At 56.5% G+C, this 25,687-nt stretch carries 21 protein-coding genes; 10 read left to right on the top strand and 11 right to left on the bottom strand.

Annotated features, from left to right (window positions below):
• Positions 1–32 precede the first annotated feature (32 nt).
• A complete protein-coding gene (locus tag P1X16_RS07735; RefSeq protein WP_277227367.1) occupies positions 33–2,441 on the bottom strand; it encodes a glycoside hydrolase family 95 protein in 2,409 nt (802 codons plus the stop codon).
• 102 nt (positions 2,442–2,543) lie between these two features.
• Positions 2,544–3,842, bottom strand: a complete 1,299-nt coding sequence (locus P1X16_RS07730; protein ID WP_277227366.1) for a hypothetical protein — start codon at positions 3,840–3,842, stop codon at positions 2,544–2,546.
• A 102-nt stretch (positions 3,843–3,944) separates the two neighbouring features.
• On the opposite strand from P1X16_RS07730, the gene corA reads away from it, so the two are divergent.
• The 3 genes from corA to P1X16_RS07715 all read left to right on the top strand — a co-directional run bounded on the left by corA (position 3,945) and on the right by P1X16_RS07715 (position 7,340).
• Positions 3,945–5,138: a magnesium/cobalt transporter CorA gene (corA, locus tag P1X16_RS07725; RefSeq protein ID WP_277227365.1), complete on the top strand. Its 1,194-nt coding sequence runs from the start codon at positions 3,945–3,947 to the stop codon at positions 5,136–5,138.
• A gap of 205 nt (positions 5,139–5,343) precedes the next feature.
• Positions 5,344–6,393: an aldo/keto reductase gene (locus P1X16_RS07720; protein WP_277227364.1), complete on the top strand. Its 1,050-nt coding sequence runs from the start codon at positions 5,344–5,346 to the stop codon at positions 6,391–6,393.
• Positions 6,394–6,461: 68 nt separating this feature from the next.
• Positions 6,462–7,340 carry a hypothetical protein gene (locus tag P1X16_RS07715; RefSeq protein WP_277227363.1) on the top strand — a complete coding sequence of 293 codons (879 nt, stop codon included), beginning with the start codon at positions 6,462–6,464 and terminating at the stop codon, positions 7,338–7,340.
• A 77-nt stretch (positions 7,341–7,417) separates the two neighbouring features.
• On the opposite strand, the gene P1X16_RS07710 is transcribed toward P1X16_RS07715, so the two are convergent.
• On the bottom strand, positions 7,418–10,150 hold the full coding sequence (locus P1X16_RS07710) for a hypothetical protein (protein ID WP_277227362.1): 2,733 nt from the start codon (positions 10,148–10,150) through the stop codon (positions 7,418–7,420).
• 305 nt (positions 10,151–10,455) lie between these two features.
• Between P1X16_RS07710 and P1X16_RS07705 the strand changes: the two genes are divergently transcribed.
• On the top strand, positions 10,456–11,916 hold the full coding sequence (locus P1X16_RS07705) for an amino acid permease (RefSeq protein WP_277227361.1): 1,461 nt from the start codon (positions 10,456–10,458) through the stop codon (positions 11,914–11,916).
• Positions 11,917–12,061: 145 nt separating this feature from the next.
• Here the strand turns inward: P1X16_RS07705 and P1X16_RS07700 are convergent, their stop codons facing one another.
• From P1X16_RS07700 to P1X16_RS07690, 3 genes are all read right to left on the bottom strand, one after another.
• Complete coding sequence (locus P1X16_RS07700) at positions 12,062–12,760, bottom strand: carboxypeptidase-like regulatory domain-containing protein (protein WP_277227360.1); 699 nt, start codon at positions 12,758–12,760, stop codon at positions 12,062–12,064.
• Positions 12,761–13,270: 510 nt separating this feature from the next.
• Positions 13,271–13,684 carry a hypothetical protein gene (locus P1X16_RS07695; protein ID WP_277227359.1) on the bottom strand — a complete coding sequence of 138 codons (414 nt, stop codon included), beginning with the start codon at positions 13,682–13,684 and terminating at the stop codon, positions 13,271–13,273.
• Between the two features lie 95 nt (positions 13,685–13,779).
• Positions 13,780–14,550: a DUF547 domain-containing protein gene (locus P1X16_RS07690; protein ID WP_277227358.1), complete on the bottom strand. Its 771-nt coding sequence runs from the start codon at positions 14,548–14,550 to the stop codon at positions 13,780–13,782.
• Positions 14,551–14,721: 171 nt separating this feature from the next.
• Between P1X16_RS07690 and P1X16_RS07685 the strand changes: the two genes are divergently transcribed.
• From P1X16_RS07685 to P1X16_RS07675, 3 genes are all read left to right on the top strand, one after another.
• Complete coding sequence (locus P1X16_RS07685) at positions 14,722–16,071, top strand: FAD-dependent oxidoreductase (RefSeq protein WP_277227357.1); 1,350 nt, start codon at positions 14,722–14,724, stop codon at positions 16,069–16,071.
• A gap of 105 nt (positions 16,072–16,176) precedes the next feature.
• Entirely contained in the window at positions 16,177–16,440 is a 264-nt protein-coding gene (locus P1X16_RS07680; RefSeq protein WP_277227356.1) for a hypothetical protein, read from the top strand.
• A gap of 70 nt (positions 16,441–16,510) precedes the next feature.
• Complete coding sequence (locus P1X16_RS07675) at positions 16,511–17,881, top strand: 4Fe-4S binding protein (RefSeq protein WP_277227355.1); 1,371 nt, start codon at positions 16,511–16,513, stop codon at positions 17,879–17,881.
• Here P1X16_RS07675 and P1X16_RS07670 read toward each other — a convergent pair.
• From P1X16_RS07670 to P1X16_RS07650, 5 genes are all read right to left on the bottom strand, one after another.
• A complete protein-coding gene (locus tag P1X16_RS07670; protein WP_277227354.1) occupies positions 17,847–18,806 on the bottom strand; it encodes a hypothetical protein in 960 nt (319 codons plus the stop codon). The two genes, P1X16_RS07675 and P1X16_RS07670, sit on opposite strands and share 35 nt — an antisense overlap.
• A 59-nt stretch (positions 18,807–18,865) precedes the next feature.
• On the bottom strand, positions 18,866–19,246 hold the full coding sequence (locus P1X16_RS07665; protein WP_277227353.1) for a hypothetical protein: 381 nt from the start codon (positions 19,244–19,246) through the stop codon (positions 18,866–18,868).
• A 164-nt stretch (positions 19,247–19,410) separates the two neighbouring features.
• Positions 19,411–20,412 (bottom strand): alpha/beta hydrolase, encoded by a 1,002-nt coding sequence (locus P1X16_RS07660; protein ID WP_277227352.1) that lies wholly within the window; start codon positions 20,410–20,412, stop codon positions 19,411–19,413.
• A gap of 141 nt (positions 20,413–20,553) precedes the next feature.
• A complete protein-coding gene (locus P1X16_RS07655) occupies positions 20,554–21,123 on the bottom strand; it encodes a hypothetical protein (RefSeq protein ID WP_277227351.1) in 570 nt (189 codons plus the stop codon).
• A 123-nt stretch (positions 21,124–21,246) separates the two neighbouring features.
• A complete protein-coding gene (locus P1X16_RS07650) occupies positions 21,247–21,714 on the bottom strand; it encodes a peroxiredoxin (protein ID WP_277227350.1) in 468 nt (155 codons plus the stop codon).
• A 183-nt stretch (positions 21,715–21,897) separates the two neighbouring features.
• Between P1X16_RS07650 and P1X16_RS07645 the strand changes: the two genes are divergently transcribed.
• From P1X16_RS07645 to P1X16_RS07635, 3 genes are all read left to right on the top strand, one after another.
• A complete protein-coding gene (locus P1X16_RS07645) occupies positions 21,898–22,590 on the top strand; it encodes a glycosyltransferase family 2 protein (protein WP_277227349.1) in 693 nt (230 codons plus the stop codon).
• A gap of 106 nt (positions 22,591–22,696) precedes the next feature.
• The gene (locus P1X16_RS07640; protein WP_277227348.1) at positions 22,697–24,163 is read left to right on the top strand and encodes a glycosyltransferase; all 1,467 of its coding nucleotides are present in this window, start codon (positions 22,697–22,699) and stop codon (positions 24,161–24,163) included.
• A gap of 108 nt (positions 24,164–24,271) precedes the next feature.
• Positions 24,272–25,657, top strand: coding sequence for a hypothetical protein (locus P1X16_RS07635; protein ID WP_277227347.1), 1,386 nt, complete (start codon positions 24,272–24,274; stop codon positions 25,655–25,657).
• The last annotated feature ends 30 nt before the right edge of the window (positions 25,658–25,687 follow it).

Below are 25,687 nucleotides of genomic sequence, written 5' to 3'. Positions count from 1 at the left end.
CGTTCGGGCGGCCTCGTGGTATTACGAGCATTTTACAGATTGGCCCCTAGCTTCCTACTTTGGCCGGGTTTCAAGGTCAGGTTGATTACCTTTTCGCCGTAGCGCACTTTGGTGGTAGTGCCTTTGATGCTGCGAATGGTGCTGTGTACGAGTTTACCGTTTTGCCACGCCAAGTCTACCTCGAAACCGCCGCGCGCTCGCAGGCCTTTTACGCTGCCTTCCTTCCAAGCATCGGGCAGGGCGGGTAGCAGGTGAAGGGCGCCGTCGTGGCTTTGCAGCAACATCTCACTGATGCCGGCAATGCCTCCAAAGTTACCGTCGATTTGGAAGGGCGGATGGGCACAAAACAGGTTAGCATACGTTCCGCCGCCTTTGCTATACTGGGTGTTTTCCAGGCCGGTAAGGTGCAACAGGTTGCGCACCAGTTTGTAGGCGTGGTTGCCGTCGTGGAGGCGGGCCCAAAAGTTGATTTTCCAGGCGATGCTCCAGCCCGTGCCTTCGTCGCCCCGGATTTCGAGGGTGCGCCGGGCCGCCGCGGCTAGACTTGGCGTGGTGAGCGGCGAAATCTCCCGGCCCGGGTGCAGCCCAAACAAGTGCGATACGTGCCGGTGCTGCGGCTCGGCATCTTCCCAATCCTTATACCACTCCTGCAAGTTGCCTTTCTTCCCCACGTGCAGCGGAAAGAGCTGGGCCTTTTTCTCGGTCAGTGTCTTTCGAAAATCGTCGTCTACCCCGAGTTTTTCCGAGGCTTCTATCACGTTCGTAAACAAGTCCCGGATGATGGACATATCCATAGTAGAAGCCATGGATATACTGCCCTTCGTCCCTTTCTCGGTAATAAACACGTTTTCCGGCGACGACGACGGCGCGGTTACCAAAAGGCCATTTTTGTCGGGCACGAGGTAGTCCAAGCAGAATACGGCAGCTTCCTTCATGAGCGGGTACGCCATGCTGCGCAAGTATTCGGTGTTGTTGGTGAAGCGGTAATGCTCCCACAAATGCTGACTCAGCCAGGCACTACCCATATTCCAGTTGGCCCAGGTAGGTGCGCCTTTGCCCAGGTCGCCAACCGGATTGGAAGTAGCCCAAATGTCGGAGTTGTGGTGCACGGCCCAGCCCTTGGCGTTATAGAAGTTCTTGGCTGTTTCGCGGCCGGTTACGGCGGTAGCACCAATCAGTTCCAGAAACGGCTCCTGCATTTCCGACAGGTTGGTGACTTCCGACGGCCAGTAGTTCATCTGGGCGTTGATGTTGGTGGTGTAGTTGCTGCTCCACGGCGGCCGGACGCTGTTGTTCCAGATGCCTTGCAGGTTGGCGGGCCGACCACCCGGCCTGGAACTGGATATGAGTAGGTAGCGCCCAAACTGAAAGTATAAGGCCTCCAGCGCCGGATCAGTCCCTCCGTCGGCGTACAGCTTCAGGCGCTCCAGCGTGGACAGCTTAGGCTCCGGGCTGTTGTTTAGCGTGAGCGTAACCCGGTTGAAGTAGCGCTGATAGTCTTGCACGTGGCTCCGGCGTATAGCCGCGAAGCTTTTCGGGAAGGCCTTGGTCATATCGGCGGTGGCCAGCTTGCTTTCGTCTTTGCCGTCCTGGTCGGGGCATTTGTCGAAGCCGTTGAAGCTGGTGGCTGCGGAAAGGTAGAGTACCACTTCGGTGGCGTTGCGCACGTGTAGGCCGGTGGCATCGGTGGTTACGCGGCCGTCGGTGTTGCGGGCCTTGAGGCGCAGTTCGAAGCGCATGCCCCGGCAAGAACCCGCCGCCTCATATACCACGGGCTCGGCATTGTAGCGCACGTAGTTGGGGTCAGCGTGAGAAGGCGCTTTGCCACGCATCACTAGTTCGTCGGAGCCGCTGGGTGCTACCGTGTATTGAAGCTGGCTTTTGGTGGTAGCATCGAACGTCAGGCCGCCTTTTTTGCTGCTCTTGAATTGAACGACAATTACTTGGTCGGGCGCCGACGACAGAATTTCCCGGCTGTAGCGGGTGTCGCCAACCGTGAACTGAGTGCTGGCCGTGGCCTCGGAAATGTTTAGGTCGCGGTAGTAGTTGGTGGGCGTACCGGTGAAGTCCTGCTTGATAAGTAGGTCGCCAAGTGGCATATAGGCTTCCGTGTACAAGCCCTGCATCTTGCGGCAGAGGTCTTCGGCCTTCTTGTAGTCTTCATTGAACAATGCCTCCCGAATCTGGGGCAGGTAGCTGGCGGCCGTCGGGTTCGGATTCAGGTTGGCTGGTCCACCCGACCAGAGGCTGCTTTCGTTGAGTTGAATCAGTTCCTCGCCGGGTCGCCCGAATACCATGGCTCCCAGCCGGCCATTGCCCACGGGCAGTGCCTCGGTCCAGGTGCTGGCGGGTTCTTTATACCATAGCTTCAGATTCTGCTGAGCCTGGCTCCCCGACAACGTGCCTATAATCAGCCCCCCAAGCAAGAGCAACATTTTCATCTGACGCATCACCATAGAGAACTGTGCTTGACAAGAAAAAGCGGTAAGCGCAGCTCTTACTGCAGTTTACCGAACCGTGCGCGGCGGGAAATTACAAGAATTTCAACGCCGCCAGTATTCCCGAAAGTACCACGCGCACCACAACAGAAGCAGCCCTTGGCGCCCTACTCCGGCCAAAAGAGCGCCGTAGAGCCCGAAGCCAGGCACTAATATCGCCAGCGCCACCGCGTACACCGCCGCCGAACCCGCCTGCACCGCCACGTAGCGTCCCACCCGCGCCTGAGCCGTAAATACCATGATGAGCGGCCAAGCTATAAACCGAAACCAATCGGCCAGCAACTGGGGCGCCAGCAGGTCGGCGGCCGGCGCAAAACGGGCCTCAAATAGCAGCGGCAGCAACCAGTTGCGCAGCCCGTAGAGCAGCACCAACCCGACGGCCAGCACGGGCACCAGCAGGCGCAGCACGGTGCGGACCCATTGCTTTTGGGCGGCGGGTTGGGTTGCCAGAGCAGCCAAGCGCGGGTAGTACACGCTGCTCATCACGGCAGCCAGCACCATAGTATAGTTGTCGCTGAGCTTGACTACGGCCTGCCACAGGTCGGTTTCCGCCAGCCCAAACTGGCGCACCAGTACTTCGCGCACCGCAAAATCCACGGCTTTGCCGAACAGCAGCAGCCCTACGGCCATCAGCAAAAACTTGCTTAGTTCTCGCAACGCTACTTTGCTGAGCCGCCCGCGCAAAGATGGCAGTAAGCCGTGGCGACGGGCCAGCCACACGGCTGGCAGCAGCGTAGCCCCTTGCGCCAAGAGGTACGCTAACAAGGCCGTAGCAACAGCTGGCGTTTCTTTGTTGCTCAGCAATACCGTGGCTACGGCCGCGGGGCCTAGCCCACTCAAGAGTACAGTTAGGGCAATGTAGGCGCGCAACCGACCGGCCGCTAGCAGCATAGCTCCCACCAAGGCATACAGAACGAGCAATACAATTCCGAAGCCGAATAGCACCAGCCACCCCACACTGGGTTGAAACACGCTCACCAATGGCCCGGGCACCCACCACAGCAGCACCAACCCGAGTAGTAGCGCGGCGCCATTCAGCGCTACCGTCGCCCCGAGCCAAGCCCGGTAGCGCCCACCCGTTGCTTGCAGCGGGGCCAGATACTTCACTGCTCCTACGTGCGTACCGTCGTTGGGCAGGGTGGTGAACAAAGTCAGGAGGTTCTGGAAATGCGCCAGCAGCGTTAGCCCCCCGGGGCCGCCATACACGGCCAGGAGTTTGTTGAGTAGCAGCGCTCCACCTGCCCGGGCCGCCAAGGCCACTCCCGACCCCAATGAGCTGCGCACAAACTGGCCGCTGCTTGGCGCCTCGGCAGTTTTAGGAGCAGACGTAGGAGCAGGTGGCATCAACTGCAAAAGTAGAATAGTTAAGGCAGTAGCTTCCGCCAACTAGCACCGCAACACCTTAGTCGAGCTTCCACCGTACATTAATGCGGTTTAATTTTCCTTATGGACTCCCCAACCCTCTCTCCCGACCAACCAACTACCTCTGCTGCTCCCTTCAGCGACGAGCAGTATTCTTCTATTGCCGACCGCTCGGCCACCCAGCTAGCGCGCGAGCAGCAAGTGGGGCGGCGGCCAGGCACGCTCTCTATCCGGGAAGGCTCGCTCAAGCCGCGGCTGTTTCTGTTTTCCTACGACGAGCAGCACTACGAGGAACGCGAGTACGCCAACTATGATGAGCTGCTAGCCCGATTTCGGTCTCAACCCGATCTGCGCCACTGGATCGACGTGCGGGGCTACGATGACCTTGCCTTGCTTGAGCGCATCATCACGGATTTCGAACTGCACCCGTTGCAGATGGAAGATGTGCTCAACGACCACCAGCGCGCCAAAGTCGACATCTTCAACGACAACCGCCTGTTCTTGGTGTCGCGGATGACCGAATTCACCACGTTACTTGAAATCGACGACGACCAGCTTTCCATCTTCACGGGTCCCAACTACGTCCTCTCCTTTCAGGACGACTACCATGACTGCCTGGACCCGGTGCGGCAGCGAATTCGCTCGGGCTTCAGCCAAATCAAGCGCAAGCCGCCGCTCTACCTCGCCTACGCCATTACCGATGTAGTGCTCGACCACTACTACCCCACCATGGCGGCCATCGGCGACTACATCGAGAAGCTGGAAAACCGCATCCTCGAAGACCGTCCCGACCGGCGGGTGCTCAACCGGATTTTGCGGGTAAAAAAGGATATTGTTCGTTTTCGCCAATTGGTGTACCCCGAGCGGGAGAAAATTGCGGAAATCCTGCGCCAACCCGACGAGGTAGTATCGGAAGAAATGAAGATCTATTTCCGCGACTGTTACGACCACGCTATCCAAGCCCTGGAGCTGGCCGAGAGTTACCGCGAATCGGTGAGCAGCCTGGTGGATTTGTTTATGTCCAACCAAAGCAACCGCATGAACGAGGTAATGAAAGTGCTGACCATCATCAGCTCCATTTTCATTCCGCTCAGCTTTGTGGCGGGGCTCTACGGCATGAACTTCTCCCGCGAGAACCCCAACGGCACCATCAACCGCCTCAACATGCCCGAACTGTATGCTCCCTGGGGCTATATTGGCGTCTTGACGCTGATGGCTTTAATGGTAATTGGCCAGCTTTACTACTTCTACCGCAAAGGCTGGCTCACCAACCGATAAGCTAACACTCTGGCGGATTTCAAACGAGTTTGCAGAGCTTACACAAGACGAGGCGTATCCGAATGGTCATGCAAGGCAACTATTTGGATACGCCTCGCTTAACGCATGCGATTTGTGTTAGAGAAACCTTGGTTTGTGTAGTCGAGGCAGTGAGCGTGTCAGGATTTTTGTGAGCAGGATATATTCCCTCTACAATCCTCTACCTATGAGCCTTACTTCCTTCCGCACCCTTGGCCGCTCCGGCCTGGTGGTTAGCCCACTCGCCCTCGGCACCATGACCTTCGGCACACCCCGCTGGGGCTCGCCCGACGACGTTTCCAAGGCCATTTTCCACGCCTACGTCGAGGCCGGCGGCAACTTTGTTGACACGGCCGATGTGTACGCCGGCGGGCGAAGCGAGGAACTGCTCGGCGGCTACATTGCCGACCGTTGTTTGCGCGACCAACTAGTACTGGCCACCAAATTTTCCTTTAACACGAATCCGGGCAACCCCCATGCCGGGGGCAACGGTCGCAAAAACATCTACCGCGCCGTCGAAAGCTCCCTCCGGCGCCTCAAAACCGACTACATCGACTTGTACTGGCTGCACGTCTGGGATATGGTAACGCCCGTGGAAGAAGTGCTGCAAACGCTCGGCGACTTGGTGCGAGCCGGCAAAATCCGCTACTTCGGCTTCTCCGACATGCCCGCATGGTACGCCACGAAGGCTGCTACTTTGGCCGCGGTGCACGCCATTCCGGGCCCCATTGCCATGCAGCTCGAGTATTCGCTGGTGGGGCGTAGTATCGAACATGAGTACGTGCCTGCCGCCCGCGAGTGTGGATTGGGTATTACCCCCTGGAGCCCACTGGCCGCTGGTTTCTTAGCTGGTAAGTACCAGCCCGAAGGTGCAACTGCCACCGGCGAGGGCCGCCTTACTGGCCCCAACCCCTTCGGCAATACCAAGTTCACGGAACACAACTGGCGCGTACTTGATGCGCTACGCACCGTTGCCTCCCAACTCGACCGTTCACTAGCACAGGTGGCCCTGGCCTGGGCCTCGGCGCAACCCGGCATGACTTCCCTTATCATCGGGGCTAGTAAAGTCGAGCAATTGCACGACAATTTAGGGTCGTTGGAAATCCGGCTTACCCCCGAACAGCTTCAAACACTAGACGAAGCGAGTGCACTCCCTCCTCCCTTTCCCTACGGCATCTTCACGCCGGCCATAAACCGTGGCATCTTCGGGGGCGGCACCGTGCAAGGCTGGCACTAGCGCCTTCAAATAGCTTAGAGCAGAAGTACTAGTACGCTGCGCCAATGCCGTACTTGTTACAAAAAAAGATGAACGAGTTTGTAGGCTATTGCACCGTTGAAGTAACTGACAGCGTACTGGACCTATCGTTCCCGTTGGCGGTTTTGTATCCGACCCGCGCACCGACGAAATCAGAACTTGTGGGAGGCTACACGCTGGATTTGGCCCGCAACGCTCCCATAAAAGAAGGGGAATTCCGCTTAGCTATCATTTCGCATGGCAAGGGAAGTTCGCCTTGGGTATATCGGACACTGGCTTATTTCCTTGCGGGCAATGGGTTCGTCGTTGGTCTGCCCGAGCATCCGTTCAACAACCGCGACAACAACACCTGGCACGGAACCATCCAGAATTTAAAGGCTCGGCCGCACCATGTGCAGTTAGCCATCAATACTCTTTACGAGCATCCGGAATTTGCGGCGTCTCTGAAGCCTGACTGGGTAGCCATCATCGGTCATTCGATGGGCGGCTACACAGCCTTGGCGTTAGCGGGCGGTATCCCTACGTGCTTTCCCCACGAATCGCCCGATCAGCAAGCGCACATTGTCAGGACCCCAACTGACCATCGGATCAAAGCCTTAGTGCTGTTAGCGCCAGCTACGCCTTGGTTTTTGGCAGAAAACTCCTTGCACAACGTTGTTGCTCCTATCTTACTACTCGAAGCAGAGAAAGACGAGCACACTCCATCCGAGCATGGGCTGATCGTCTTGCACAGAGTTGCCAATCAGAACAAGGTTCAGCACCGAGTAATCGAAAATGCGGGCCACTTCTCTTTCCTCAGCCCGTTTCCCGCAGCCAGGACAAATCCGACCTTCCCGCCCTCGCAAGACCCACCCGGCTTCGACCGTCTACGTTTTCATGAAGAGTTGAACACCGAAGTGCTAGCCTTTTTGACGAGTCAAACCCACTGATTAATTGAACTAGCTTTAGGATGGTTGGTGCAAACAAGGAAGCTATTAGGTGCTTGCTTTTTTAGTGCGTCAGCAATCTACTCGTTGATGTCGGTGCGGCGCAGCTCGGTGCCGACGGTTCGGTAGAGATGCAAGGACTTGTTGCGCGCATCGTATTCCAATCCCACGGCCGAGGCGCTACTTTCAAACGGCTGGCCTCCCAACAGGCGCCCCTGCCGGTCGTAAACGTAGGCGCGGCGCGGCCCCGGCTCAGTTAAGACGTACATCCTCCGGCCGCCGTCAAAGTCGAAAAACTGCGCGGGCTTCACTCCCGAAGTCAGAAACTTCTGGCTGAGCAGCCGGCGGCCAGTCGGCTCGAACAAGTCAAACTGCCCGCCTTCTTCGCGGCTCACAACGTAGTTGCGCTGGCGTTGGTCGGGAATGAGGCGGAACACGGAATTACGGCTCCAAGTAGCTACGCGGGTCCGGCTCACCACATCACCGGCCAACGAGAATGTCACCAATTCGCCGTGCTGGCTAACCACCGTAAGGCGAGTACGGCCCAACGTGGCACCAATTTCGGCCGAAGCAGTGCTTTGCAGCCGGGCCCCCACACTGATTGGGAAGCCGGGGTACACACTCCCCTGCGGGTCGCAGGCATACACGTACCCATTTTCTAGAAGCACCACTATAATGTCGCGCCCCCCTACTACCAGGTAAAGCGGCGGCGCTGCCAAGTTGAAGTCGAAGCGCTTCGGCTGCCAAGCCGGATAGGCATTGCCGTTGGTGTCGTACAGAAACAGGTTGCCGCCGCCCCCCGCCACCAACAAGCGCGGCGCGCCATTGCCCTCCGGCGACACACTTAGGGCGGTAGCCTGCACCGAATCGGGCAGGTTGAGGGGGAAATTGGCCGCCGAGTGGCCATTCGCATCAAGCAGGTGTAGTTGTCCGGCCGTGGCCAGCAAATAGCCGGGCTGCCCACCCACTAGGCGGCGCTGCACAGCACCCACTATCGGTCCCGGCAACGAATCCGACCAAGCCACTACGTTTTCGGGGGTTACGTAGTGCAGCACCTGGGCCGAATCTTGCACTAGCACTCCGGCCCGACCAGCCCCGGTTATTGGGGTTAGAATTGGCGGGCCCTTCAGGGGCGTTTTGAAAGTAAGCGCGGCCCCCGAAGCGCTGGCTCCCTGCACCCGCGCCACGGCTGGCCCGGTGGTAGGGCGCCGAAACAGCAGTTCGGTGAAGTATTGGGAATCGGTGTCGGTTTCGTCGCCCGTGGGCACGAATTGCAAGGCTACCTGAGGGAAACGCTTAAACAACGCCTCGTTGCGGAGCAGCCCAGCCCGACGCTCTTCCACCAAGCCACGCAAAAGCAAGTTCCAGGCGTTGCGGGTGTCGAGGAAGACGCGCAACCGGGCCAGCGGTTGCGTTTCCTGCAAGAACCCCACTTGGGCTGGCGAACGTGCCCATACCTCCCCCGCCGCTACGTCGGTCAGTAGTTGGCGCAGGGCCACAGCATCTTGCCCGAAAACCAGATAGTTGCCAACCACCGCTACCACCGGCTGCCGAAACCCACCGAACAGTGGCCCCATCAGTCGCGCTGGTAGCTCGGGCACTCCCGTGTTGTAGAGCTGGTAGGGGCCCACCCGCTCGAAAGACGGACTCGCACCTACAGCCCGGCGCAGCTTTCCTAGCAACAACGCTTGGTTGGCAGGCCGTGGGCAATAGGCCAGCGCCAGCCGCGTCGGGCTCACACGCGCCGACTGCTGCGTCAGGTAGCACAAAGCCACCTCCTGGCTAAGCCCCGCCGTCAGGCTGTCGAGCAGGGAGTTGATTCCTGGCGCCAGCGTATCTGTTACGGCAGCCCGGCGCGGATTGCGCAATACTTCGGCCGGTCCCACACTCAGGTGCATCAGCAGGGCAGTGCGTAAACTGAGCACCTCGGCCATGCGCAAACGCTGGGTCGGCTGGCCACGCAGTTGCTCGTGCAGGCTGCCGCGGGTGGTTTCGGGGTTGGCAAAGCCGCTGAACGCCACTCTATTGCCAGCCAACTTCATTTCCATCTGCCCCGTGCTGGTTAAGCTGGTAATGCTGCCCATCTCGGGAAGCAGTTCCCGCCGGAAAAACACGCTCAGTAACTGCGGCAACCGCCGGTAGTTTACCAGCAGCGTAGCATCCACGTCGCGCAGCCGGAAGAAGTCGGTATTCTGAAAATCGGCGGCTACAGTGGGCTGCTCCGGCCCCGCTAGGCGGCGCACTACGGCCTCGATGAGTGCCGGACTAGCGCTCAGCAGCAAGTGGTTGCGGTAGTTAAAAAAGGTGATGCCACGGTCGGTTCCCACCTCGGTTACTTCGTTGAGAATAGTGCCTTCGTAGTCGCGTGTGGCTACTTGAAAGTGCGGATCGCGCCCCAGGGCATCCAGCAGGCTACGCACCTGCCGATATTCCCGAATACTGGTCACCGGCACTTGCAGCAGCAGATCAAACTGGTTAGGCCCCGTTACGTGCACCGAAGTCAGCACTTTTTTGCGGCCCAGAAACCGGCTCACTACATCGCGCCCCCCTGTGAGGCTGTCAATCAAGGCGACGTTGTTTTGCAGGCTTTCGAAGTAGCGCACAGCCAGCAGATTATCCCAGAGCTGTGTTTCCTTGAGGTGGCGCACCAGCATAGGATGGTCGCGCGTGGCCGCCACCAGCACGGCATCGTCGGGAACTAAAGTCCACGGATCTACGGGCACGGCGGCTACGGTGCGCCGGTAGTACACATAAGAAGCCAGAGCCGCCAAGAGCAACAGTGCGGTCAGAATAGCAAGTAGCTTCTTGGACATACGGCGGGACAGGGCGGCAAAAATAGCGTTTTGTTTACTGGAACACAGGTTTGGCGCTGCACAAGGAAGCACACAAGTTGATTTAGCTTAGGTAAAGTGTATACGGCTATAACTTGCTCGGTTTGCAATACTCCACTCGCCGTAGCTGTGTTACGAACTACTTCCACCGCTGGGTGCCGCCAAACTCTTACGTTTCCTGTAGCGAAAGCAAGAGCTCGACGATAGTGCGTGGTTGGTTTGAGCCTGTTCGTCAAGAACAGGGTTTTCTTTTTCTATCTTCCGGCCCAAATCCTGATTCTCTCTCTATGTCCGAAGAACAAGGCCACTTTAAGCGGGCCATTACGCTTTTTGATGCAATTATGATTGTGACCGGTAGCATGATTGGCTCCGGCATTTTTATCGTTTCGGCCGATATTTCGCGGCAGGTAGGTTCAGCGGGTTGGCTGCTGGTGGTATGGGTCATTACGGGATTCATCACGCTGGCCGGGGCAGTTAGCTACGGCGAGTTGGCGGCCATGTTCCCGAAAGTGGGCGGGCAGTATGTGTATCTGCGCGAGGCCTACAACAAGTTGGTGGCGTTTCTGTACGGCTGGTCACTGTTTCTCGTGATTCAGACCGGCGTAATTGCGGCGGTAGCCGTGGCATTTGCGCGCTTTGTGGGAGTGCTGATGCCCTGGTTCAGTGAAACCAACGTGCTGTTCCGGATAGCATCGTTCAACTTCACCACCGTGCAGTTGCTGGCTATTCTAATGCTAGTAGGCCTGACTTGGGTGAACTCGCGCGGGGTGCAAGGCGGCAAGCTTATTTCCAACATCTTCGGCAGCACCAAGCTAGTGGCGCTGGCGCTGCTTATTCTGTTTGGGTTGGCGCTCGGCATCAACGACCAAGCCGTTAGCTTAAACTTCCACGATATGTGGAATGCGGCCAGCTTCTCGCCTACCGGGCAAAGTGTACCGCTTACCACCTGGGGTTTGGTTGGCGCTATTGGGTTGGCCATGACGGGCTCGTTGTTTAGCGCGGACTCCTGGAACAACATTGGCTTTTCGGGCGACGAGATTGTGCGCCCCGAGCGGACGATAGTGCTGAGCATGGCTATTGGCACCGGCATCGTCACGGCGCTGTATTTACTCATCAACCTAGTGTACCTGCTGGTGATGCCGCTGCACGGCGACCCAGCTGCGGCAGCTACCGATGTGGTGAGCCGGGGCATTATGTACGCCGCCAACGACCGGGTAGCTACTGCCGTGGCCGAAAGCATTCTGGGTCGGGCCGGCGCCTACGTGATGGCGGGGTTGATTATGATTAGCACGTTTGGCGCCAACAACAGCATCATTCTTAGCGGCGCCCGCGCCTACTACGCCATGGCCAAAGACGGCTTGTTTTTTCCCGGCATGGGGCGGCTCAACAAAGCAGGCGTACCCGGCGTAGCCTTGTGGGCGCAGTGCTTGTGGGCTTGCGGCTTATGTTTGTCGGGCTCGTATGGGCAGCTGCTCAACTACGTGATGTTCTCGGTGATTTTGTTCTATGTCATCACCATCATCGGCATCTTTATCCTGCGTCGCACGCGGCCTACCACTCCCCGGCCGTACCGCGCCCTCGGCTACCCCGTAATACCGCTGCTCTACGTTGTGCTGGCTTCCGCTTTCTGTGTGGTGCTGCTCGTGTCGCCAGCCACGGCCCGCGACTCAGGTATGGGGTTGCTGCTTGTGGCGCTAGGAGTGCCTGCATATTTCCTGTTCGGCAAAGGGTTTGCCAACCCTAAGTAAGGGAGCTAACCCATTCGGTTTGCTGGCGACTTGCTTTGGTTTGCAGTTGAAGCGTCAACTCATTCCTCGATTTCCTTACCCTTGATCAATAAAAAGGCCGCTCTGGATTATCAGAGCGGCCTTTTTGTTGACTATTCCTGACCGCTTAACGGCGGCGCTTTGCCCCTTCGGCGGGCAGCAGTGTTACGTTGACGGGCTGCGAGCCGCGCGTACGCACTTCTTGATCTTGGTAGCCACCATAGCCATACACTAAGTGGTTGTCACCAGCGGGTACTTCCAGAGAATAGTTGCCGCTAGCATCGGTGCCAGTGCCCTTGCGTGAGCCTTTCAGCAACACGGTAGCACCCGCGAGCGGCCGGCCGTTCTCGTCAAGAATACGCCCCGATAGCGTGTAGAATGTGGGAGCTGCAGGTGCCACAACAGTAGCGGGTGCAGCTTCCTCTATCACCTGCTCGGTTACTGGCGCTACGGCCTGCACCTGCCGACTATCGAGGCTGGTTTCGGCTACGGGCCGTGCCACACGCCGAGGAGCAGCTTCGGCTACAACAGGCTTTTCAACTTCAGCAGCAACTTCTTCCTTAACCTCTTCTTTTGCTTCAGCTGGCGCTTCTTCCTCCGCTGCATGGGCACCCGTCACGCTAGCTTCTCCAAGCATTACAGAGGGCATTACACTGTTAATAGCATTGCTTCCTTCCTCAGGCATGAAGTAGCCAATGGTGGCCAGCAGAAAAATAACCCCTACTACAGCGCCCAACCACTTATTACCGGAAGAGAGAGACTCTTCTTCCTCTTGGAGGTAAGTGCTTTGGTTGTCGGTTTCAGGCAGGGTAGAATTTGTGGGCATAGATGTGAGAAAATGAGATGAATAGAGAAAAGTCGTTTAGGAACTTATGTACTTATTTGCACATAAAAGCTATTTAGTGTCTTTTTGAATCAACACCGGTTCCTAAAGATATAATATTACTTTTCAGCTGTCCTAACTTTACTTGGCACCAATAGCTCATTACAGACATATACCTACATAAATACAACTATAAATTAAAGCGGTCCTACCGTTCTACCTGGAAATCCGGCAAAAGAGTCCTATCATAAAGGCTGCATAAATCTACTATGCCTATCAAAAATGTCTATTCAGCTATTAGCATACGAGCAAAACAGTTCGTCACTAACATTAGACTAAGCATTGAATAGTACAGGATTCGACTATAATGGAGAAAGATTTACAGAATGATAAAAACGAATAATGTCTTTCTTAATATTACGACATAATACAAAAGGAGGCTTGCCAAGATTGGCAAGCCTCCTTTTGTATTATCCTTTTAAGTACCCAACTACCTGTCGGCGGGCCGTGTAGTTAGTCGTGGGCCGTGGTGGCCGGGCCGCTTACGTCCTTGTCGCCGAACTCTTGATGGCGGGTGCGCAATGTGTGGTCTAGCTCTACACTGCCCTCCGACTCAAAGCCTGGGCCTGAGGATACCTCTCCGGAATTGGTGTGGTCGTTGCCACCCTGGGGCTCTGTTTCGCTGCCTCCGATGTGCAGGTTTTCAAGCTGGTCTTTTTGGTCGCTACGCTGTTTGTAGCCTTGAGCACCTGTATTGCGGTACGCCGAAGGGTCATTGGCTTCTTTGCCATTGCTCTGATCGGCTTGGTAGGCCTTTTCTTCTTCGAGTTGCTCGTTATAAGGAGCTGGCTGGTTATCGGTGATCTTGCTATTCTCTTTGTCTTCGTCGTTGACTTCGTCTTTGCCGAGCAGTTTATCAAATATCATGGTCGTGAGAATTAAAGGTGAGGTATTGCCTTAATTCTTACGGGTGGCAGGTAGTGGGGTTGTAATACGCAGGAAATCAGCTCGACGCCCGCTTGCTATTTCCGGTCGTTCAGCGTCCAGTCGTACGCGTAAAAGTCGATGGCGGCGGTGGCCGGAATGCCTTTAGAGCCCCTATATTGATTGATATACGCTACTGTAGATTTGCCAGTGGCCTTGAAATCGGCTTCGTACCACTTGAAAATCTCAGACAGCAATACCTTTTTGCCAGTAGCCTCAACCCGTATAAACTGCGGGTCCTGCAACACTTTGCGGGCTTGGTTGGTGAGTTGCGCGTCGAGTGCAGCAGGAGCGTAGGCTTCTGGCCGCAACCGCGGGCAGCCGCGCGCCCCGCAAACCAGCGCAAAGTGAATGCGCGGATCGGCATATACCTTGCGTAGCTTATTGTTTTCCAGCTCGTTAAGCGTCAGCAACTCCCTGGCTATTGCATGCTCTTTCTTATCGAAAAAGCCCGGCAGTTTCATTACCGACGTCAGGGGATAAGCGTCTACTACACCCTTAATAACCGTTAGGTTGTAGGCGTTGAGGTAGAATGCCTTCCGCTCGGAAACGGTGGCCCCATAAATATCGAAATGCTGCACCCGTTGTATCAGGGTGTGCAGGGTGGCCGCTTCTTGGCGGGCGGCGGTATAGTTTACTTGTCCGTCGGGGGTTACTACTTTTTTCAAGAAGGCTGTGACATCTTCATGAAACGGACGTGGAGCGTTGCCAGCAGTGGCGGGTAAGCTTGCCCACATTACCAGCACACTTACTAATAAAGCAGCGAAGCGGCCGGCAATGAGGCGGCGAGCGGCCGACGAGAAATTCATATGTACGTCAGTGAAGAAGCAAAAGCCGGAGGCCAACCGTAGCGCAACAGCAGGTTATACAAACCTAACAGCGCGTATGAAATTAAAGCCTCATCGCTCAGTGATATTTTCTGCTCAACTTTACGAGAACTCACAGCCTATCGGGTTTTCCGCCTCGTATATTTTTCACTTATGCATCTGGTTGTTATCGGCAATGGAATTACAGGCGTTACGGCGGCTGTCACGGTTCGGCGGCTGCGCCCCGACGCCCGCATTACGCTGGTGTCCGACGAGACAACACACCATTACTCGCGCACTGCGTTGATGTACGTGTACATGGGCCACCTGCGCTACCAAGACATCAAGCCGTTCGAGGACTGGTTTTGGACGGAAAACCGGCTAGAGCTAGTGCAAGCCACAGCCACAGCCTTGAACACGACCCGCAAAGAGCTTAGCCTAAGCACGGGCCAAACCCTGTCATACGACCAACTTTTGCTGGCCACGGGCTCGGTCAGCCGCTTCGCTGACTGGCCCGGACAGCACCTACCAGGCGTTCAAGGCCTTTATTCTCTGCCCGACCTCGAACAGATGACCCGCGAAACGCACGGCATCCAACAGGCGGTGGTAGTAGGCGGCGGGCTGATCGGAATAGAGCTGGCCGAAATGCTGCATTCCCGAGGCATCCGGGTCACGATGCTGGTGCGCGACGACCGGTATTGGGCGTCGGTATTGCCTAAGCCGGAAGCCGAGCTCATCAATATCCAACTACAAGCCCACGACATTGATGTTCGCTACCGCACCGAACTCGCCGAGCTACTGCCCGATGGTGCGGGCCGGGTGCGCGCGGTGCGCACCACTGCCGGCGAAGAAATAGAAGCGCAGTGGGTGGGCTTGGCGACGGGCGTAAAACCCAACCTAACTCTCGCCCAGGCAGCAGGACTAGCTACCGACCGGGGCATTCTGGTTGACGAGTTGCTGCAAACCAGCGTACCTGGCGTTTTCGCGGCTGGCGACTGTGCGCAGCACCGCCAAGCGGGGGCCAACGAAGTACCAATAGAGCAGCTTTGGTATACTGGTCGGGCGCAGGGCGAAACGGTGGCGCACACCATCTGCGGGCAGCCCACCCCCTATCGGCGTGGCATCTGGTTCAACTCGGCTAAGTTCTTCAATCTCGAATACCAAACCTACGGCCGCGTGCCCGCCGAACTTACTGAGGGCGTAGAGTCATTCTATTGGCAACATCCCAATACCTTGCACGCCTTGCGCATTAACTTCCGGCCGTCGGCTGGCTTTGCCGTAACGGGCATGAACGCCATGGGCTTGCGGCAGCGCCACGAGGTGTGGGAGAACTGGCTACGAGCGGAAACACCGATTCATGACGTGCTGCGCCAGCTAGGTGCCGCTAACTTCGACCCCGAATTCTACAAGCAGCACGAAGCGGATATTGTCGCGCAATTCAACAAGCAATTTCCAGGACAGCCGGTTGTATTGCAGCGGCGCAAGGGATTATTTGCCCGTTTGCTGTCTGCGTCTGGTACCTGAGTTCCTACCCTGAGGCCAGTTGCTCGCCTCAATTGGCGAGCAGACAACAAAACCTTGGTCATAAACGAAGGCTAGACTCAGGATAGATTTTCTTAACCACTTCTCATGGATTTCAACAAACTATACCGGCCTAGCGCCCTCAACAGCTTTCAATTCATTGCCGTCACGGGCTTGATCATGAGCGGTGGTGCTCACCTGATTCTACGTTATTTCACTCACAGTGTACCGGCGGGTTTCAACTGGCTCTACGTGTGCTGGTTAGGCTTGTATGTTGTTGGCACGCTGCTCAATTATTTCGGCAGGCCCGATGCGCCCCACCATCATCACCACCATCACGATGATGACGACCATGACCACGACTTGCACTAGCCCAAGCACACTTGCTGGATTAAACAGCTTTGTGTGCCGACTCAACTAAATACGTATTATTAAATAGATTATGGCCTCGCTTGCTCTATCTCAGCCGCCGGTGTCCGATACGTCGGTAACTGAAAAAATTCTGCTTACAGTTATCGGGCTGGGGCTACTGGCTCTTTCCACCGTGGCCTTTGATGCCGATGCGGAACGGGCACGTTTGAGCTTTTACACGGCCATGACCCTGATTAGCAGCGGAACCCTCGCCTGGGCGTGGTGGAAATTCGGGCGCGGCGACGCGGGCGTGAAGCAAGACAACCTGTGGTTGCGCGGCAGCACCGGGCGCGGTGCCATTGCCTGGATTACGGCCGTAGTGCTCACGGGCTTCTACGTAGTGCTCTACTGGTACAGCAGCCCCGACGACCAAGGCAACTTCGGGCCCTTTAATCAACTGGTGCACGCCCTAGACCCGTTCAGCCAGTGGCTGCGCCACAAGCCCGCCGACCAGTGGCTGCTCTACGGCACCTTCTATACCCTGGCGGTGCTCGTGATGGGTGGCCGCGCGCTATGGAAGTATCGGCACTCGCCCTACCAGCGCATTCGTACGGTGTCGGTGATGTTTTTCCAACTGGGCTTCGCCTTTATACTGCCTGGCTTGCTGCTGGCCTTCCAAAAGCCCGAGTACTACTTTAGCTACTTTTGGCCGCTGAAATACGACTACCTGTTTCCGGGTACAGTAGGCTACCTGTTGAAAGATGGCGGCCCCGGCCTGGGGGTGTTCATGGTGTTCTGGAGCGTAGTTATTTCGTTTGTAGGCGTCCCTATTCTCACCTATTTCTACGGGAAGCGCTGGTACTGCTCGTGGGTGTGCGGCTGCGGCGGCCTCGCCGAAACGGCCGGCGACCCCTACCGTCACCTCTCCGACAAAAGGCGCGGCGCGTGGCGCTGGGAAGTGCGGATTATGTACCCCATCCTCGTAGCTATCGTGCTGATTACGGCGCTGCTGTGGCTGGCAGCTTCGGGTGCGGTGCCTGCCTTGCAGCCTGTGGCAGAGCCTTTATCGAAGGCCTATGGGTTTGCAATCGGCTCGGTGTTTTCGGGCGTGGTGGGCGTGGGGTTCTACCCTTTGCTAGGCAACCGGGTGTGGTGCCGGTTTGGGTGCCCAATGGCGGCGTATCTCGGGCTATTGCAGAAGCACTTCTCGCGCTTTCGTATCACCACTAACGGCGCCCAATGCATTTCGTGCGGCAACTGCTCCAACGTGTGCGAAATGGGCATCGACGTAAAGCAATATGCCCAACGCGGCGAGCCTATTATCCGGGCGGCCTGCGTGGGGTGCGGTATGTGCAGCACAGCTTGCCCGCGCGGTGTCCTCAACCTCGAAAATGGTCCGCGCGAAGGACGCTACCAAGGCTCTCCCCTCATCCACGCGGATTCGCTGCGGATTTTGAGCTAGGCGGCGACGCCTCTATTTTAAAGCTTAACGGTCCCTTGGGTTTCAGCCACCGCTTGATCTCGGCATACGTGAGCTGATAATCGGAGTCGGGCTGCAGGGCCTCAATAACATGCGGGAAACCGAAATCATAGTACAGCACCAAGCCAAACGACGTAACGGCAAAATCGTAGAAGCGCGGCTCTCCCTCCTGAAGCTCGACGGTGCTGGTGCTGTCGTTCCAGTACAGCCGATGCTTAACGTCGGTTAATAAATTGGTATCGGTCTCGATTTGCGGATATTCTTTGGGCAGCGTGCCTAAGTGCTCGGTTACGCGGCGGTTGATGGACTGCTGCCAGCGCTGCTGCAGTGCCAATGTATCAGCCACCAAGTCGCGCACTTTCAGCAGGCTGCCAGTGCGCAAATCGAAGGTGGCATGGCGCTTCACTGTGGATGGATAAGCCCCACCATACACAGAAGTAAACTCCACTGACAACAGGCTATGGTCATTGTAGAGCACCTCGTAGCGGGATTCGGTGAAGTCGTTTTTTTTGCCTTCAAACTCCGCGTGCGCCTGCTCAATAGCCGTGCTAACTACAAGCGGCTGCGGGACATCATCCAAGTCCTCGCCGAGGGCCGCATCCACTAGCCCCAGATTGATGCGCGCAGCTGCTACGGCATCGGGCAACTGCACTTGTGGCACAATGAAGCGTCCTTTAATCGTGTCACTTACGCTGATAACAACCGCCCGCTCTACCTTAACAACGGCTGGTTTGGCAACCGTTTTAGATTTCTTGGACTTGCTAGCTGGTCGCCGGGCAGTGGCTTGGGAGGCTGGTTTCGGAGCCGCAGTAATTCTAGGTGAAACCGACGGCCGGGTTAAAACAGGAATAAGAGGATTCTGCTGCTGCGCTTGTGCAAGCGCAGTCGTTAATAATAGCGCAGGCAACAGCCCGTGCAAATATCTGTTAACCATAGAGAGGACAGTCGCGCGAAATCATGCGCAACTTACGGCTTGCGGCCCGAATGCTCATCTTGCCGCGACGAATTACGCTCCAGCTTTTTAGCTGGCTGGTCAGGCAGGTACTGCTGCAAAGGGAGTTGTTGTACGCCTCCGGCGTCCATTCTATCCTGCACAGCAGCTTGCGGCATTTTGCTAACCCCAGAGTCGGGCACGACTATGCGCATGGCATTTGGGTAGCTACGATATGTGCTTCCAGATGCTAATTGCTGTTGTTTCTGGGAGGCGGCGGGAGCAAGCATCCGCCCCGAGTTGCGCGGCTGCAGCCTAAACTTTTCGCTTAGTTTCAACTGACTAGGCGGGGTTGTTTGGGCCAGTGCGGGGGTCAAGAAGACCGGCGAAAACAAAACAAGCAGAAGAGTTTTCATTGGTTCGTTCCTGTTTAAAGGTGGAGCACTTAGCTACTCTATTGACTCACTTGGTCCTGATAAGGTTGCAACTTAGATTCGTTTACAACTCTTACAGAGCACCGGTAAGTATTCTGCCTTATAACAACTGTTTTACAACCGCCGCACACAACATGCAGGCAGCACTACCGCACAAAAGCCAGCAGGGCCGCCAGAAACTGCGGGGTGGCTTCCAGGTGCGGAATGTGACCTACGCCGGGCAGTGGCACTAGCTTGGCGCCTTTGATTTGAGCGGCTGTCCGCTGGCCTAGCGCCGGATACTGCCCCATCCGGGCCAGAACTTTCGGGTCTTTAATCAGGCCTTTACCAACCACCGTTCGGTCGTCCTGCCCGATGATTAGCAACGTGGGAGCCGTGCTTGCGCCAAACTCGTAGCTCACTGGCTGCTGGTAAATCATGTCGAAGGTGAGGGCGTTGGCGCGGGCTACTTTCAGAAAATCGGGGTGGCGGGTTTGGGCGGCCAGGGGCAGCAGCCACTCGTCGTGGGCTTTCGGGTAGCCCTTGGGGTAATACGTGGCATGGTATTTCCGAATGCTTTCTTCGGTGCTTTTCCGTTCGCTAGCCTCGGCCTGGTCGATTGTCTGGAATGGCACGCCCACGCGGTAATCCTCTAAGCCAATGGGATTTTCAAGCACTAGCTTCTCGGTGGCAGCGGGGTAGAGTAGCGCGAAACGCGTAGCGAGCATACCGCCCATACTATGCCCTACAATGGTGGCTTTCTGAATTCCTAGCGTGTCGAGCAGGTGCTTGGTATTGTGGGCGAGTTGGTGGAAAGAGTAATGAATATCGGGTTTGTCGGACTTGCCAAAGCCAATTTGGTCGGGCACCACTACGCGAAACCCGGCCGCCGTCAGCGCCTTGATAGTTTCCCGCCAGTAAGCCCCGAAAAAGTTTTTGCCGTGCAGCAACACCACTGTACGGCCATTGGCTTTGGCAGTGGCGGGCACGTCCATATAGGCCATTCGGAGGCGCTGGCCTTCCAGCGTGAGCGGTAGGGTACGCACCGGAAACGGATACTCGTATCCGTCGAGCGTGGCATTAAGGGAAGCGGGTGTAGTTTGGGCTACACTAAGCGTAGCAAACAACAAAGCGAAAAGGAGCAGCAGAAAAGAACAGGAACGGTGCATAAACTGGAAGCATCATGGATTTCAGTTCTGCGCTTACGCAAAATAGGTGGCTTTGGCGACCCTACTACTTCACTCGATACTAGAAAGTCCTCGTACTCGCTCCTCTTTTGCGCCTAGGTCTCTTCTTGTGTAGGTTGTGGCCTAGAGAGTAGGCTTTTCGTTGTTTAAGCCACCTTGTTTGAGCAGCAGGTCGATGGTGCGGGTATCTTCGTCGCTCCAAATCACGTTGCGGATATCCTCGAAGCCGAGCACGGAATGGCCGTCCGCTTCGCCGTACTGGGTGTACGTTTCCAGTAGTAATTCATCATCGGCAACGCGCACCACGTAGCCGTAGAGGTAGCCCTCGGCTTGGGTTTCGAGCATGACGAGTTGGCGCACCTCCTGCGCACGCTGCAGCAGCACCGGAATTGTGAGGTACTGATTTTCGAGGCCGCCCGGCGTGGAAGGCAGGGCATATACCACTTCGGGGTTGTGCTCCTTGAATTCGATTAGGCGCACGTACCGGTCATCGAAATGCATCTGCGTGACCGTGTTAAGGCTGATGGTCTGGACGCCGGTTGGCAGGCCCTGGCGCGTGATTGTGCGCAACAGCAGCAATTCGGGGTTGTGACTGAGGACGTAGCCTAAAAACAAACCATTGCTGGTTCGCAACGACACAACGCGACGGTTTCGTTGCGCCCGCTGTAGCATATCCGTTCGTAATGAGCCCATCAAGTAATTGTTGGTTATTGAGTATTGGTTGTTGAGGGCGTATGCTACTTATCACTTGTTGCGGTTAACTGGCAGCATAGCCTTACCCATTAACAAGCAACAAATAGAATCAACCCTCAACCATCAACTTAAATCCCGTTGCAGGTCGGTCAGCACTTGGCGGGCGTGGGCTACGTGGTCGGTGGCCCGGTTCATGGAATTGAATATGTAGCGGATCACTCCCTGCTTATCGATGACGAAGGTGACGCGGCCGGGCAGAATGCCAAGAAGCGCGCGAGGCACTTCGTAGAGTTTGCGCACTTGGCCGCCCGTATCAGCTAGCAGCGGAAACGGTAGCCGGTGCTTCTGGGTGAACTTCTGGTGCGACGCCTCCGAATCGGAGCTGACGCCCACAACTTCAGCCCCTAAATCCTGAAAGTCCTGGTATTGGTCGCGAAACGAGCAGGCCTCGGCGGTGCAGCCAGGCGTGTCATCTTTGGGATAGAAATACAACACGATAGCTCGTTTTCCTCGTTGGTCGGCTAAGCGAAAAGCCTCACCAGTAGTGGTTTTCAGAGTGAAGTCGGGAGCAGTGTCACCTAGCTGTAGCATGCAGGATACGGTTCAGGTTGAAATCGTAAAAGTAGCGTACAAGGTTAGAATTTAGATGAAGACGATTTTGTGGTCCTACAAACCGCATCTTTGTAGTTCCCGGACGCTTACTGAAGCTTGAAACGGGTACCAAACAACCGAGAAAGCCAAGCGCAGTTATTGGAAATCTATGAAGCCTATAGAATGCCGTTAATAGATGTTATTATCCCGGCCTACAATGAAGAGCAATCCATTGGGAAGGTGCTGGCAGAAATCCCAGCGGGCTTGGTTCGGGAAGTTATCGTGGTTGACAATAACTCTTCCGATCAAACCGGGACGGTAGCGCGCGCCGCGGGTGCCACTGTGCTCCGAGAGCCCCGCCCAGGCTACGGCTACGCGTGCTTGGCAGGTATGGCCCGCTGCTACGCACGGCCAGCCGCCGAACAGCCCGAAATTATTGTCTTTCTAGACGGCGACCATTCCGATTATCCCGAGGAAATGCCGCTGCTGCTCGCCCCTATCCTGCGCGGCGAAGCGGATATGGTAATTGGCTCCCGCGCCTTGGGTGAGCGAGAAGCTGGCTCGATGATGCCGCAGCAGATATTTGGCAACTGGCTGGCTACTAACTTACTGCGACGACTCTACGGCGCCAGCTTCACCGATCTTGGCCCTTTCCGGGCTATTAGAGCGTCGGCCCTTACGCGGATTGGCATGCAGGATACCACCTACGGCTGGACCGTGGAAATGCAGCTCAAAGCCGCCAAGCTCAAAATTCCGAGCACCGAAGTAGCGGTGCGCTACCGCCGGCGCATCGGCACGAGCAAGGTGTCGGGTACGGTGCGCGGTACACTCGGGGCCGGCTACAAAATCCTGTGGACTATTTTCCGCTATCTATAATCTATTCTTAGCATCAGTACTGCGCGGTGCACTGATCATACCCATTGCGTCAGGGTAATGATTTATAACCCTGGCATGCCGTACTTTGTGCCCTTTTATTTCCTGCATGCTCTTTCTTGAAGTCACGCTGCTAGTGCTGTATGGGCTGTGCCTGGCTTTCATCCTAGGCTTCAGCGTTACGCAGTTTCAGCTGACTCAACTAGCCCGCCGGGCCTACGCACGCGGGCTGGCAGCCGAGCCGGCGGCTCCTGCCACATGGCCCCGCGTGACCGTGCAGCTTCCTATCTACAACGAAGTATTTGTGGTGGAGCGGTTGCTCGACGCCTGCGCCGCCCTCGACTACCCCATCGATAAGCTCCACCTGCAAGTCCTCGACGATTCGACCGACGAAACGGTGGGACTAGTAGCGGCCCGAGTGGCGCATTATCGGGCCCGCGGACTACGCATCGACCAAGTGCGCCGTCCCGACCGGCAGGGCTTCAAAGCGGGTGCCTTGCGCCATGGCTTGGAGCTTACCAACGGCGAGTTCATTGCCATTTTCGATGCTGATTTCGTACCCAAGCCCGACTTTTTACGCCGAACCCTACCCTACTTCGACGCCCCCGACGTGGGCGTGGTGCAAACCCGCTGGGGCCACCTCAACGAAACATATTCCCTCCTGACGCAGCTCCAAGCCTTTGGCTTGAATGCCCACTTCTACCTCGAGCAAGTGGGCCGCACCAGTGGCGGGCACTTCATCAACTTCAACGGCACCGGCGGGGTTTGGCGGCGTTCCTGCATTAAAGACGCCGGCGGCTGGCACACCGACACCCTCACCGAAGACCTGGACTTAAGCTACCGTGCCCAGCTTCGCGGCTGGCGTTTCCGCTACCTGCCGCAGGTGGTGGCCCCAGCCGAGTTGCCTGCCGCCATGGACGCCCTTAAGTCGCAGCAGTTCCGCTGGACCAAAGGCGCCGCCGAAACAGCTCGTAAGCACTTGCTGACAGTGTTGCGCTCCAACCAAACCAACGCCACCAAGCTGCACGCCGCATTTCATTTGCTGAACAGTACGGTGTTTGTGGCTATACTACTTATGGCACTAGTAAGCGTGCCGCTGGTTTACGTGCGCGTCGATTTGCCACAACTCAAGCCCCTGCTGCAATTGTCGTCGGTGTTTTTGCTGGCTTTTGTTCCCCTTATTCACTACTACTATACCAGTTGGCGCCTCGACCAGCCGCGGGCCTCCGGGTGGCGGTTTGCCCCTAAGTTTCTGCTGTTTATGTCGATGTCGATGGGGCTGACGCTGCACAATGCGCGGGCCGTGCTGTTAGGCTGGCTCGGCAAGCAGTCAGCCTTTATCCGGACGCCCAAGCTCGGGCTGATAAATCAGCAGGGCACCTGGCGGGGCCGACGCTACCGCACTGGCTCTTTGCTCGACGGTCTTACCTTGTCGGAAGGGCTGCTTACGCTGTACTTTGCTTTCGGTATCGGGGCGGGGCTCTACTTAAAAGATTGGGGCCTGATTCCCTTTCACTTGATGCTCACCATTGGCTATGGCTTAACTTTCTACTACTCCATGCGGCACCGTAAGTAGCCCATCATACGGGAGAGTTGCACGGCAGAATTGGTCTGCAGGGCTGTCTATTAGGCCCGACAGCTCTTTGTGCATTGCCAGTCGGTTTATTTAAGCTTCTTTCTACTCTTGACTGCTCGGTCTACCACGCGCCCCCTTCAGCTACTGGCCCTGCTCCTTTCGGGGATGGTGTACGGGGTGCTGGCCTACGCCACCCCCAGAACGCAATTCTGGCAATTGCTGACCTTGCTGGCTGTTGCGTTTGGCTTGTACGTCTACTTACTGCAGACGCGCCTTCCGTTGCGGGTCGGCCTAGTGGCGGCGCTGCTTTTGCGCCTGCTGTGGCTGCCCGTCCTCCCCAACCTCTCCGACGACTACCATCGTTTTCGCTGGGACGGGTTGCTGGTTGCCCAAGGCGTTAACCCCTTCCAATACCGCCCCGACGAGTTGGTTTCCAGTGCAGTTAAAGCCGAGGCCAATCCCTCAGACTCTACTATCACCCAACAATCCTCGTTCCGCCGCACACTTCCGGCAACAGTAAATCAGCAGCTGGCCATTCTGTACCCCAAGCTGAACTCACCGCACTACTACTCGGTGTATCCACCAGTGTGCCAGGCGGCGTTTGGACTTGCTTCGGGCCTTTTCCCAACCAACGAGCGAGGGGCAGTGGTGATGTTACGGCTGGTAGTATTGCTAGCCGAAGCGAGCACTGCGGCGCTGCTGCTAGCATTGCTGAGGGCCTTTGGGCAGGCTGCGCAGCGGGCTCTTTGGTACCTACTTAATCCGCTAGTGGTAGCCGAACTGACCGGCAATCTGCATTTCGAAGCCCTCATGATTTGTTTTGGGCTGCTGGCTTTGTGGCTGTTGGTGCGAGGCAAACAGCACTGGTCGGCGGCAGCTTTGGGACTCGCGGTAGGCACCAAATTGCTACCCGTGCTTATGCTACCCTTGCTATTGAAAAGACTTGGCTGGTGGAAGTTTGTGCGCTATTCAGTATTAGTTGGCTTTATGGTATCAGCGCTTTTCCTGCCATTTATATCCCTTGATTTACTGCACAATATCAACCGTAGCCTCACGCTTTACTTCAGCAAGTTTGAGTTCAATGCCAGCGTATATTATGTGCTTCGATTTATCGGCTACCGCCTTACGGGCTACAACGAAATTGCCATCATCGGGCCGGGTTTAGCACGGGCTACCGCGGTGCTAGCTTTGTTGTTGGCGTGGCGGGAAAAACCGGCCGTCTGGGCTACGTTGCCACGCACTTTGCTTTTCACGCTTACTATTTACTACCTATTCGCCATCGTGGTACACCCTTGGTATCTGGCCCCGCTGGTAGCCCTAAGCGTATTCACCGCCTACCGTTTCGCGCTGGTTTGGTCGGGCATGGTGGTTTTGTCTTATGCAGCGTATCAAACCAATGCCTACCTCGAAAACCCGTGGCTGCTGGCCTTGGAATATCTCACAGTACTAACGGTATTGATATGGGAGCTACGCCGAAACGCTGTTAATGCCTGATACCGAAAGCCTATTAGTTGCTACACTAAG

Origin of the sequence: Hymenobacter sp. YC55 (genome assembly GCF_029433095.1) — a bacterium.
Classification (GTDB): domain Bacteria; phylum Bacteroidota; class Bacteroidia; order Cytophagales; family Hymenobacteraceae; genus Hymenobacter.
This window is presented reverse-complemented; position numbering and strand designations above follow the sequence as displayed.

What these genes read in the sequence shown, in the direction of transcription:
- P1X16_RS07735 (WP_277227367.1), bottom strand. Translation starts at nt 2,441, where the DNA reads ATGAAAATGTTGCTCTTGCTTGGGGGGCTGATTATAGGCACGTTGTCG.
- P1X16_RS07730 (WP_277227366.1), bottom strand. Translation starts at nt 3,842, where the DNA reads ATGCCACCTGCTCCTACGTCTGCTCCTAAAACTGCCGAGGCGCCAAGC.
- corA (WP_277227365.1), top strand. Translation starts at nt 3,945, where the DNA reads ATGGACTCCCCAACCCTCTCTCCCGACCAACCAACTACCTCTGCTGCT.
- P1X16_RS07720 (WP_277227364.1), top strand. Translation starts at nt 5,344, where the DNA reads ATGAGCCTTACTTCCTTCCGCACCCTTGGCCGCTCCGGCCTGGTGGTT.
- P1X16_RS07715 (WP_277227363.1), top strand. Translation starts at nt 6,462, where the DNA reads ATGAACGAGTTTGTAGGCTATTGCACCGTTGAAGTAACTGACAGCGTA.
- P1X16_RS07710 (WP_277227362.1), bottom strand. Translation starts at nt 10,150, where the DNA reads ATGTCCAAGAAGCTACTTGCTATTCTGACCGCACTGTTGCTCTTGGCG.
- P1X16_RS07705 (WP_277227361.1), top strand. Translation starts at nt 10,456, where the DNA reads ATGTCCGAAGAACAAGGCCACTTTAAGCGGGCCATTACGCTTTTTGAT.
- P1X16_RS07700 (WP_277227360.1), bottom strand. Translation starts at nt 12,760, where the DNA reads ATGCCCACAAATTCTACCCTGCCTGAAACCGACAACCAAAGCACTTAC.
- P1X16_RS07695 (WP_277227359.1), bottom strand. Translation starts at nt 13,684, where the DNA reads ATGATATTTGATAAACTGCTCGGCAAAGACGAAGTCAACGACGAAGAC.
- P1X16_RS07690 (WP_277227358.1), bottom strand. Translation starts at nt 14,550, where the DNA reads ATGAATTTCTCGTCGGCCGCTCGCCGCCTCATTGCCGGCCGCTTCGCT.
- P1X16_RS07685 (WP_277227357.1), top strand. Translation starts at nt 14,722, where the DNA reads ATGCATCTGGTTGTTATCGGCAATGGAATTACAGGCGTTACGGCGGCT.
- P1X16_RS07680 (WP_277227356.1), top strand. Translation starts at nt 16,177, where the DNA reads ATGGATTTCAACAAACTATACCGGCCTAGCGCCCTCAACAGCTTTCAA.
- P1X16_RS07675 (WP_277227355.1), top strand. Translation starts at nt 16,511, where the DNA reads ATGGCCTCGCTTGCTCTATCTCAGCCGCCGGTGTCCGATACGTCGGTA.
- P1X16_RS07665 (WP_277227353.1), bottom strand. Translation starts at nt 19,246, where the DNA reads ATGAAAACTCTTCTGCTTGTTTTGTTTTCGCCGGTCTTCTTGACCCCC.
- P1X16_RS07660 (WP_277227352.1), bottom strand. Translation starts at nt 20,412, where the DNA reads ATGCACCGTTCCTGTTCTTTTCTGCTGCTCCTTTTCGCTTTGTTGTTT.
- P1X16_RS07655 (WP_277227351.1), bottom strand. Translation starts at nt 21,123, where the DNA reads ATGGGCTCATTACGAACGGATATGCTACAGCGGGCGCAACGAAACCGT.
- P1X16_RS07650 (WP_277227350.1), bottom strand. Translation starts at nt 21,714, where the DNA reads ATGCTACAGCTAGGTGACACTGCTCCCGACTTCACTCTGAAAACCACT.
- P1X16_RS07645 (WP_277227349.1), top strand. Translation starts at nt 21,898, where the DNA reads ATGCCGTTAATAGATGTTATTATCCCGGCCTACAATGAAGAGCAATCC.
- P1X16_RS07640 (WP_277227348.1), top strand. Translation starts at nt 22,697, where the DNA reads ATGCTCTTTCTTGAAGTCACGCTGCTAGTGCTGTATGGGCTGTGCCTG.